The 9,844-nt window shown below is 74.7% G+C and carries 10 protein-coding genes and 2 pseudogenes; 9 read left to right on the top strand and 3 right to left on the bottom strand.

Annotation, left to right across the window (positions count from 1 at the left end; translation table 11 throughout):
* From RZ84_RS41515 to RZ84_RS21490, 4 genes and pseudogenes are all read left to right on the top strand, one after another.
* Window positions 1–643: pseudogene (locus RZ84_RS41515) on the top strand (MFS transporter); the annotation flags it as partial.
* A 92-nt stretch (window positions 644–735) separates the two neighbouring features.
* Entirely contained in the window at window positions 736–1,239 is a 504-nt protein-coding gene (locus RZ84_RS21500) for a hypothetical protein (RefSeq protein WP_043265650.1), read from the top strand.
* 43 nt (window positions 1,240–1,282) lie between these two features.
* The gene (locus RZ84_RS21495; RefSeq protein ID WP_043265649.1) at window positions 1,283–2,029 is read left to right on the top strand and encodes a futalosine hydrolase; all 747 of its coding nucleotides are present in this window, start codon (window positions 1,283–1,285) and stop codon (window positions 2,027–2,029) included.
* Window positions 2,026–2,877 carry a 1,4-dihydroxy-6-naphthoate synthase gene (locus RZ84_RS21490; RefSeq protein WP_043265648.1) on the top strand — a complete coding sequence of 284 codons (852 nt, stop codon included), beginning with the start codon at window positions 2,026–2,028 and terminating at the stop codon, window positions 2,875–2,877. Before RZ84_RS21495 ends, RZ84_RS21490 begins: the two co-directional genes overlap by 4 nt.
* Before the next feature lie 51 nt (window positions 2,878–2,928).
* Here RZ84_RS21490 and RZ84_RS42360 read toward each other — a convergent pair whose 3' ends face one another.
* Window positions 2,929–3,312, bottom strand: coding sequence for a cold-shock protein (locus RZ84_RS42360; RefSeq protein ID WP_043265647.1), 384 nt, complete (start codon window positions 3,310–3,312; stop codon window positions 2,929–2,931).
* Between the two features lie 205 nt (window positions 3,313–3,517).
* Between RZ84_RS42360 and RZ84_RS21480 the strand changes: the two genes are divergently transcribed.
* Window positions 3,518–3,775 carry a hypothetical protein gene (locus tag RZ84_RS21480; RefSeq protein WP_043270475.1) on the top strand — a complete coding sequence of 86 codons (258 nt, stop codon included), beginning with the start codon at window positions 3,518–3,520 and terminating at the stop codon, window positions 3,773–3,775.
* On the opposite strand, the gene RZ84_RS21475 is transcribed toward RZ84_RS21480, so the two are convergent.
* On the bottom strand, window positions 3,733–4,377 hold the full coding sequence (locus RZ84_RS21475; RefSeq protein ID WP_043270470.1) for an HAD family hydrolase: 645 nt from the start codon (window positions 4,375–4,377) through the stop codon (window positions 3,733–3,735). The two genes, RZ84_RS21480 and RZ84_RS21475, sit on opposite strands and share 43 nt — an antisense overlap.
* A 154-nt stretch (window positions 4,378–4,531) precedes the next feature.
* Here RZ84_RS21475 and RZ84_RS21470 point away from each other — a divergent pair, with 154 nt between their 5' ends.
* The 4 genes from RZ84_RS21470 to RZ84_RS21455 all read left to right on the top strand — a co-directional run bounded on the left by RZ84_RS21470 (window position 4,532) and on the right by RZ84_RS21455 (window position 8,857).
* Complete coding sequence (locus RZ84_RS21470; protein WP_052230072.1) at window positions 4,532–5,548, top strand: FecCD family ABC transporter permease; 1,017 nt, start codon at window positions 4,532–4,534, stop codon at window positions 5,546–5,548.
* Between the two features lie 40 nt (window positions 5,549–5,588).
* Window positions 5,589–6,680 carry a FecCD family ABC transporter permease gene (locus RZ84_RS21465; RefSeq protein ID WP_043265646.1) on the top strand — a complete coding sequence of 364 codons (1,092 nt, stop codon included), beginning with the start codon at window positions 5,589–5,591 and terminating at the stop codon, window positions 6,678–6,680.
* A 122-nt stretch (window positions 6,681–6,802) separates the two neighbouring features.
* A complete protein-coding gene (locus RZ84_RS21460) occupies window positions 6,803–7,615 on the top strand; it encodes an ABC transporter ATP-binding protein (RefSeq protein ID WP_043270467.1) in 813 nt (270 codons plus the stop codon).
* 183 nt (window positions 7,616–7,798) lie between these two features.
* On the top strand, window positions 7,799–8,857 hold the full coding sequence (locus tag RZ84_RS21455) for an ABC transporter substrate-binding protein (protein ID WP_043265645.1): 1,059 nt from the start codon (window positions 7,799–7,801) through the stop codon (window positions 8,855–8,857).
* A gap of 175 nt (window positions 8,858–9,032) precedes the next feature.
* Here the strand turns inward: RZ84_RS21455 and RZ84_RS21450 are convergent.
* Window positions 9,033–9,844: pseudogene (locus RZ84_RS21450) on the bottom strand (hypothetical protein); the annotation flags it as partial.

Raw genomic sequence — 9,844 nt, 5'->3', positions numbered from 1 at the left:
CGCGGCGGGGGGCCTGCGCCGCCCGCGGCCCAGGCCCGGTCTGCGGACGGTCGGCCCGTCGGTGCTGCACGGTCTCCAGGCGAACGCCGCGCTGCGCTCGCTCTCCGGTTTCCTGACCTTCTTCCTGGCCTTCCTGCTGCGCGTGCACCCGCTGGGCGGCCTCGACGCGGCGTTCTCGCTGGGGCTGGTCGCGGTGGCCGCCGGCACCGGCAACGCCCTGGGTACGGCGCTCGGCGCCTGGCTCAAGGCGCGCGCCCCGGAGGCGATCATCGCGGCGATGCTGGGGCTGGCGCTGGGCGTCACGGTCGTCGCCGCGCTCTTCTACGCGGTGCTGGCGATCGTCGTGGTGACCGCGGCGGCGGCCACCGCCGGTCTGTGCCAGGCACTGGCGAAGCTGTCGCTGGACGCGATGATCCAGCGCGATGTCCCGGAGGCGGTACGGACCTCCGCGTTCGCCCGGTCCGAGACCGTGCTCCAGATGTCCTGGGTGGTGGGCGGCGCGATCGGGATCTCGCTGCCGCTGTTCGGGATGCTGGGCATGACGGTGGCCGCGGGCCTGGTGGGGCTGGGCTCCGCACTGGCCGTACGGGGGCTGCTGGGCGCGGCCCGGCGGGGCGGCCGGGCGGCCCCGCGGGTGGCGTGAGCCTGCCCGCCCGGCGCCCCGAGTGGCGGGCGGGGGTGCGGCGCGCCGCACCCGCGCGTGGCGCCCGCGGGGACGCCCGATAGCCTGCCCGCATGACCGCTGCGTTGATCTCCCGGGGCAAGGGCCGCCGGGCCGCCGCCGCCCTCGGTGCCGTGTCCCTGGGCCTGCTCACCCTCTCCGCCTGCCAGCAGCCGACCTCGCTCGCGACCGTGACCGTCGGTTCGAAGACGGTGAAGGCCGAGGTGACCCCCGGCTGCGACGGCAACGGCAAGATCCTCGACAAGCAGGCCCTCCAGGACTGCATCACCAAGAAGGGCACCCAGACCATCACGGTGCACCCGGGCGAGAAGGTCGGCGTCGGCGTCGACCCGAAGGTCGCCAAGGCCGGCTGGTTCGTGATCGGCGGCCAGCCCATCATGCGTGCGCCCAGCACGGAGACGTACCGCACCTTCGACGCGGACGACCTCTTCAAGCAGACCAACCCGCAGACCGGCCAGACCGGCTACCTCGACGAGGTCACGCTGATGGTCGCCCAGGTCGGCCCGGGCCAGGGCCCCACCGCCATCTGGCACTTCAACCTGAAGAACAAGGACTGAGCGCGCTGACCGGGGACCGGCGGCCCGCGGCGGGGGCCGCCTGATGCGGGTGCTGGTCGTCACCGCGGTGGCCGCCGAACGCGACGCGGTGTGCGGCGCCGGGGAGGCGTACGCGTCCCGGGCGCTGCCCGGCGGCTACGAACTGCGCCGCGCGCCCGACGGATCGCCGGCCCCGGACGTGCTGGCCGCCGGCGTCGGCCCGGCCGCCGCGTCCGCCGGTACGGCCACCGCGCTGACCGCCGCGGCGCTCGCGGGGGAGCCGTACGGCCTGGTGGTCTCGGCGGGCATCGGCGGCGGGTTCGCGCCCGCCGCGCCGCTGGGCTCGGTGGTGGTCGCGGACGCGATCGTCGCCGCCGACCTGGGCGCCGAGACCCCCGACGGCTTCGTCCCGGTCACCGAACTCGGCTTCGGGACGGTGGCGCACCGGCCCGACCCGGCGCTGGTCCGGGCCGTCGCGGCGGCGTCCGGCGCGACGGCCGGCCCCGTCGTCACGGTCTCCACGGTCACCGGCAGCGCCGCCCGCGCCGCCGAGCTGGCGGCCCGTCACCCGGGGGTGCTGGCCGAGGCGATGGAGGGGTTCGGCGTCGCCGAGGCCGCCGCCGCGCACGGCCGGCCCGTGCTGGAGATCCGTACGGTCTCCAACGCCGTCGGCCCCCGTGACCGCGCCGCCTGGCGGATCGGTCCCGCGCTCGCCGCGCTGACCGGTGCCTTCCGTACGTTCCCCGAAGCCCTGACGGCCGCCGCCGGACCGGCTCCGGGGCCGGCTCCGTCCCCGAGGAGGACCCCGTGACCCGGCCGCTGAACATCGCCTACTCGCCGTGCCCGAACGACACCTTCGTCTTCGACGCCCTGGCGCACGGCCGGGTCCCGGACGCGCCGGAACTGGCGGTCACCTTCGCCGACATCGACCTCACCAACAGCATGGCCGAGCGCGGTGAGTTCGACGTGCTGAAGGTGTCGTACGCGGTGCTGCCGTGGGTGCTGGACGACTATGCTCTGCTGCCCTGCGGCGGGGCGCTGGGGCGCGGCTGCGGCCCGCTGGTGCTGACCCGGGAGCCGGGGACGGCGGCGGATCTGGCGGGGAAGACGGTGGCGGTGCCCAGCGAGCGGTCGACGGCGTATCTGCTGTTCCGGCTCTGGGTCGCAGCGGAGGTGCCGGGCGGCGTCGGCGAGGTCGTGGTGCTGCCGTTCCACGAGATCATGCCGGCCGTCCGGGACGGCCGGGTCGACGCCGGGCTGGTCATCCACGAGGCCCGGTTCACGTACCGGAACTACGGGCTGAGCTGCCTCGCCGACATGGGCGAGCACTGGGAGCACACCACCGGTCTGCCGATCCCGCTCGGCGCGATCATCGCCAAGCGCTCCCTGGGGGAGCAGACACTGCGCCGGCTGGCCGCGGCGATCCGCTCGTCCGTCCTGATGGCCTGGGACGACCCGGATGCCTCCCGTCCGTACGTGCTGGAGCACGCCCAGGAGATGGACCCGAAGGTCACCGACCAGCACATCGGGCTGTACGTCAACGAGTTCACCGCCGACCTCGGCGAGGAGGGCTATGCCGCGGTGCGCGGGCTGCTGACCCGCGCCGCGGCCGAGGGGCTGGTACCGCCCCTCGGCCGTGATGCGCTCAACTTCGCGTGAGCCGGGCGGGCGCCGGACTTCGGGTGAGCCGGGCGGGCGCCGGCCGGGACGTCAGACGTCGAGCTGGTCGGCGACCGCCCGCAGCATGCCGGCGATCTTGGCGCCGTGCACCTTGTCGGGGTAGCGCCCACGCTCCAGCTGCTGGGTGACGTTCTCCAGAAGGGTGGTGAGGTCCTGGACGATCGAGGCGAGTTCGTCGGGCTTGCGGCGCTGCGCCACGGCGACCGAGGGGGCGGGGTCGAGGAGGGTCACGGTGAGCGCCTGGTCGCCGCGCTGACCTGCGACGACGCCGAATTCGACACGTTGCCCGGGCTTCAGCGCGGCCACCCCGTCGGGGAGCACCGACGAATGTACGAAGACGTCACCGCCGTCATCGCGGGAGAGAAAGCCGAAGCCCTTCTCACTGTTGAACCACTTGACCTTGCCGGTAGGCACGTCTGTCCTCGTCCTCGTACTCGTCGGAAAATGCCGGGCTGGAACTACTCGTTACTGCGGAAAACTGCGGAAGCGAAAATTGGTCTGGATAGCAGTGCAGCGGGCCACAGGACCCGCCACCACCAAGGCTAATGGTCCGGTGGCCGGTGACAAGACGTCGCAGGGGGGATCCGCGGTGCTTCTGGCCCGGACTTACCCTGGTCAGGTGTCTGACGAAACGCCCCAGGCCGGGGATCTGCTGGTCCGAATCGGCGCGATCGTGTTCCTAGTTGGCGCAGTGGCCACTCTCGCCACCGTGCTGCCGCTGTTCCTCGGTACGCATCCGCTGCCGTGGGTCTTCTACTGGGTGTCCATGCTGATGGGCGCCGGTTTCCTGATCGCCGGTGCCGGAGTGGTCCGCTCCGTCACCGCGCAGCGGCGTCAGGCGGAGGCGGCGGCCCCGTCCGCGCCACCCGCCAGGTAACGATCCAGCCACGACGGGAAGTCCGTCAGGTCACCGAGCAGCACATCGGCGCCGGCCGCGCGCAGCTCGTCGGCGCCGCACGGCCCGGTGGCGACCGCGACGGACAGCGCGCCCGCGGTGTGTGCCCCGCGCACGTCCCCGGTGTGGTCGCCGACGTACACCCGCGCACCGTGCTCGCGCAGCGCCTCGGCCTTGCCCTCCGCCCACAGCGAGCCGATCACCGCGTCCGCGGCGATGCCCAGGTGGGCGAGGTGCAGCTTGGCGTTCGGCTCGTACTTGGCGGTGACGACGACGGCCCGGCCGCCGGCCGCGTGCACCGCGTCGACCGCCTCCCGGGCGCCCGGCATCGCCAGTGTCCCGGTGATGGCGTGCTCCGGGTACAGCTCCCGGTAGAGCTCGCTGATCTCCGCCACCCACTCCGCGGGGAACCACCGGCGGATCTCCTCCTCCAGGGGCGGCCCGAGCCGGGTCACCGCGGCGTCGGCGTCGACGTGGGTGCCGGTCCGGGCGGACAGCGCCCGGTAGGCGGCCTTGATACCGGGCCGGGAGTCGATCAGCGTCATGTCGAGGTCGAAGCCGACCGTGAGGGGGTGCGCAGCCATGCCGGCCATTGTGCCCGCAGACGTCGGCCACCGGGACGTAGGGTTAGCCCTGCCTTACCTAGCCTCCGGCCGCCGGCCGGGCGGCCGGCCGACCGACGCCCCCGGGCAGCACCGCCCGGACCCCGTGCGGAAGGGACCCGAAGCCAGTGAAGCCATGCCGGTGAAGCCGAAGTCCCGGATGCGGAGCCGCCGGCTGGGCCTGACCGCGCTGGCGGTGCTGGCGCTGCTGCTGGCGGTGCTCTTCTCGCTGGCCGTCGGCAGCCGCGCGTTCGCACCGTCCGAGGTCGTCGGAGCGCTGTTCCGCGGCGGCAGCGGCGATGCCGCGCAGGTCGTGCGGTTCCTGCGGCTGCCGCGCACCCTGATCGGCCTGATGGTCGGTGCCGCGCTCGCCCTGGCCGGCACGGTCATGCAGGGCCTGACCCGCAACCCGATCGCCGACCCCGGCATCCTGGGCATCAGCCAGGGCGCCTCGGCCGCGGTGGTGGCCGCCATCGCCTTCGCCGGGGTGCACACCCTGACCGGCTATGTCTGGTTCGCGTTCGCCGGCGCGGGCATCGCCTCCGTCGTCGTGCACGGCATCGCCACCCGGGGCCGCGGCGGCGCCACCCCGGTCAAGCTCGCCCTCTCCGGCGCCGCGATCAACGCGCTGCTGGTGTCGGTGTCGATGGCGATCCTCACCACCAAGGCCGCGGCACTGGACGAGTTCCGGTTCTGGCAGGTCGGTTCGCTCACCGGGCGGGATGCCGCGGTGGCGGCGCAGGTCTGGCCGTTCCTGCTGGCCGGCGCGGTGCTGGTGCTGTCCGTGGCGCGCGGCCTGGACGCGCTGGCGCTCGGCGAGGACGTCGCCCGCGGGCTGGGCCAGAACGTCGCGACCGTACGGATCGTGGGCGGGCTCGGCGCGACCGTGCTGACCGGCGCGGGGGTCGCGGCGGCCGGCCCGATCGCCTTCGTCGGGCTCGCGGTACCGCATCTCGCCCGCGCGGTGGTGGGCGGCGACCACCGCTGGACGCTCCCGATGGCGGCGTTGCTCGGGCCGGTCATCGTGCTGGTCGCGGACACCGTCGGGCGGATCGTCTTCCCGCCGTCGGAGGTCCCGGCGGGTGTGATGACCGCGCTGATCGGGGTGCCGTTCCTGGTCACCCTGGTACGCCGCAGGGCGGTGGCCGCCTGATGCGCGAACTCCCGGGACGCGCCCACGAAGGCAGGGCGGCATGACGGCCCGCGCAGCCACCACGCCGACGGCCGCGGTCCGCCCGGCGGGCCACCTCGTGGTCCGCGCCGGCCGGGCCTCCTTCCTGGTGCACCGCCGCGCGACCGTGGTGGCCGGCGCGCTCGCCGTGCTCCTGGCGGCGGTCTGCGTCGCCTACCTGTGCGTCGGCGAGAGCTTCGTCACGCCCTCCGAGGTGCTCAAGGTCCTGCTGGGCGAGGGCTCCTCGCACGACCTGGTCGTCGGCACGCTGCGGCTGCCGCGGATGACCGTCGGCCTGCTGGCCGGGGCGGCGTTCGGGGTGGCCGGCGGGCTGATCCAGACCGTGGCCCGCAATCCGCTCGCCAGTCCCGACATCATCGGCATCACCCAGGGCGCGGGCGCGCTGACGGTCGGCTCGATGACCTTCGGCATCACCTCGTACGCGGTGCTGCCGTACCTGTCCGTGGCGGGCGGCGTCCTGGCGGCCGTCCTGGTCTACGTCTTCGCCTGGCGGGGCGGGCTGCACGCCACCCGCTTCGTGCTCATCGGCATCGGCTGCGCGGTCGCGCTGCGCTCGGTCACCCAGCTCTTCCTCACCAAGGGCGACTACCTGGTGGCGCAGCAGGCCGAGGTGTGGATGACCGGCTCCCTCGACGGGCGCGGCTGGCCGGCGGCGGCGCCCCTGGGGTGGGCGCTGCCGGCGCTGCTGCCGGCGGTCCTGTGGGCGGCGCGCGCCCAGCGGACCGTCTCGCTGGACGACGACACCGCGACCGCGCTGGGCGTCCGGCTGGGCCGCACCCGGCTCGGGCTGGTCGCGGTCGGCGTGGTCCTGGCGTCGATGGCGACGGGCGCGGCGGGCCCGGTCGACTTCGTGGCGCTGCTGGCGCCGCAGATCGCCCGCCGGCTGACGCGGACCGCGCAGATCCCGCTGCTCGGCTCGGCGCTGCTGGGCTCCGTCATCGTCGTGCTGGGCGATCTGCTCGCCCGCGAGCTGCTCGCGCCGACCGAGCTCCCGGTGGGTGTGCTGACCGCCGCCGTCGGCGCCCCGTATCTGATCTGGCTGATCGTCAGGGGCCATCGGGCCCGTGGCCGTGCCGCAGGAGGAAGAACGTGACCGAGCGAGTGGGTGCCGGGGAACGGGCCACCGCCGGCGGGAGCGCCCCCGCCGACGCGGGCGAGGAGGCTGCGGACGGCGGCCGGGCCGGGGCGGGCGGCACCCGCCTCACGGCCCGCGAGCTGACCCTCGCCTACGAGGACCGCATCGTCGTCGACGGCCTCGATCTGGACGTTCCGCACGGCGCGGTCACCGTCGTCGTCGGCCCCAACGCCTGCGGCAAGTCGACGCTGCTGCGCGCCCTGGGCCGGCTGCTGCGGCCCCGCGGCGGCACCGTCCTGCTGGACGGGACGGACCTCGCCCGCATCCCCACCAAGAAGATCGCCCGCTCGCTCGGCCTGCTCCCGCAGACGCCCGTCGCACCCGAGGCGATCACCGTCGCCGATCTGGTCGCCCGTGGCCGCCAGCCGCACCAGCGCTGGTGGCAGCAGTGGTCGGAGGCGGACGAGCGGGCGGTGGCCGAGGCGATGGCGCGTACCGACGTGGCGACGCTGGCCGACCGGCCGGTCGACGAACTCTCCGGGGGCCAGCGCCAGCGGGTGTGGATCGCCATGGCCCTCGCCCAGGAGACCGACCTCCTCCTCCTCGACGAGCCGACCACCTACCTGGACATCTCCCATCAGGTCGAGGTCCTCGATCTCATCCGCCGGCTCAACCACGACCGCGACCGCACCGTCGTCGCCGTCCTCCACGACCTCAACCAGGCCGCCCGCTACGCCGACCACCTGGTGGCGATGAAGGCGGGCCGGATCGTCGCCCAGGGGCACCCCGGGAAGGTCGTCACCGCCGGCCTGGTCCACGAGGTCTTCGGCCTGGACTCGGTGGTCGTGCCGGACCCGGTGACGGGTTCCCCGCTGGTGGTCCCGGGCCGCCCGTGGGAACGGCCGTCGGAACGCCCGCGGGAAGGCCCGTCGGAGCGCCCGTCGGACGGCTGACCGCCGCGGCCCTCCCGGCCGGGCATGCCTTCCCGGAGATCTCTTCCCGGGTATCCCTTCCCGGTACGTCCCCGGCCCGGTATCGCTTCCCCGTCGGGGATCGCTCCCCAGTCGGGTATCGGTCCCCGGTCAGGTGTCGTCCCGTCCCGCCTTCCGCCGCCGTACGAGCCGAAAGGACATGCCATGTCCCGCTCCGCAGCCGCCACCAGGCACCACACCACCACGGCCGTCGCCGCCGCCACCGCCCTCGCCGCCACCACACTGCTGCTCACCGCGTGCGGCGCCGGCGACGGCCAGGGCTCCGCCACCGGCCCCGACGGCTCCTTCAGGCCGGCCAACTGCCCGGCGCAGCCCGCCCCCACCTGGCCCGCCCCCGCCACCGGCCGCGGCCCCCACAAGGTCGCGACGGCCATGGGCGAGGTGTCCGTCCCCGCCGCCCCGCACCGCGTCGTCGTCCTCGACACCGCCGAACTGGACTCGGCGACAACCCTCGGCGTCACCCCCGTCGGCGCCACCCGCTCCGATGTCGCCTCCGGCTTCCTCGACTACCTCCCCAAGGACAAGCTCACCGGGATAAAGGACGTCGGCAAGATCGGCGCGCCCGATCTGGAGGCGATCGCCGCCCTCAAGCCCGATCTGATCCTCACCAACAAGGTTCGCGACGGCGGGCGTTACGACCAGCTCAGCAAGATCGCGCCCACTGTGATGACCGAGGCCACCGGTTATTCCTGGAAGCAGAACTTCGCCGTGCACGCCGCCGCCCTCGGCAGGATCCCCGAGGCCAGGCGGGCGGTCGCCGCGTACGAGGCGCACGCCGGGAAGGTCACCGCGGCGCTCGGCGGCCCGGCCGCGGCGAAGCGGCTGCGGACCAACGTCGTCCGCTTCGTCGAGGGCGCCGACACCCGCATCTACGGCTGCCGTAGCTACATCGGCACGATCCTCGCCGACATCGGCACCGGTCCCACCTCCGTCGTCAACGGCTCCAAGGACGGCCTGATGGTCGAGGTCAGCCCCGAGGAGATCAACAAGGCCGACGCCGACGCCCTCTTCTACGCCACCTACGGCAGCCCGGAGAAGTCCAAGGAGGCCCAGATCACCGCCGGCCCCCTCTGGAAGAACCTCCGGGCCGTCCGGAACGGTGCGGCCCGGCGCGTCGACGACCAGCTCTGGATCCAGGGCATCGGCTACACGGCGGCCGAAAAGATCCTGGACGAGGTGCAGCAGAAACTCACGAAGAAGTGAGGGCGGTGGCCGGCGGAGAAGTGCGGGCGGTGGCCGGCGAACAAGTGCGGCCAGTCGCCTGAGGCGCACCGGGCGGCGGCACCGCTCCATGGCCGCCGCCCGGTCCGGACGGCCCGACCGGTCCGGATGGCCCGACCCGTACAGCCAGCCCGGCCGGTGCGGGCGGCCCGCCCGGTCACCCCGCCGTCCGCCGCATCCGCCACAGCAGGAACAGGGCGGAGGCGACCGCCGCCACCCGCACCACACCCGGCAGTTCGGCGAACAGCTCCGGCCCCAACCGCCCGGGGGCGATCGGATCGCCCCACCGCCCGTCGAAGCGGCCCCACGTCCACACCACCAGCCCGCCGACGACGATCCCCGGCACGCCCAGCGCCGCGAACTTCGTCTCGGTCCGGCTCAACTTCCGCGACACATACGCCAGTCCCCAGCCGCCGGCCAGCGCCAGCCAGGAACCCGTCACCGCCCCGGCCACCAACAGCAGCACGGCCAGCGTCGGTACGGGGCTGAGCCAGGCCCGCAGCGGTACCGGGCCCGCCGCCTCCCCCGCCTCCTCGGCCTCCCCGGCGGCCCCGACGGGCTCCCCCGCCGTGCTGCCCCGCCGCCCCAGCGTCCGCCGCAGCAGCGCCGGCAGTACCCGCCCGCGCCCCGCGCCGCCGTCCGTCCCGTCACCGTCCGGCTCCTCCGAGGCCGCCCCCGCGCCCTCACCGCCGTCCTCCGCGGACTTCTCGTTCTCCGGCCGCTCCCAGATCTCCGGGACCTCGATGCCGCCGACGAACCCGGGCACGGCGTCGCCCGCCCCGTACGGCTCCGCTTCCACCCGCCACCAGTCCGGCGGGTCCTCCTCGTCCCCCAGCTCGTCCGCGCCCGCCAGATGCGGCGGCGAGGCGGCCGGCGCCGCCTCGGGGACGGCCGGCCGCGCATCGCGCTTCTTCAGGAACCCCGGCCGCCGGCCCGGCTCCGCCGCCTCGTCCCACGGCTCCGGCGCCC

Source organism: Streptomyces sp. CT34 (assembly GCF_000805335.1).
Lineage (GTDB): Bacteria > Actinomycetota > Actinomycetes > Streptomycetales > Streptomycetaceae > Streptomyces.
The sequence above is the reverse complement of the archived record's forward strand: the minus strand, read 5'-3'. Positions and strand labels throughout refer to the sequence as shown.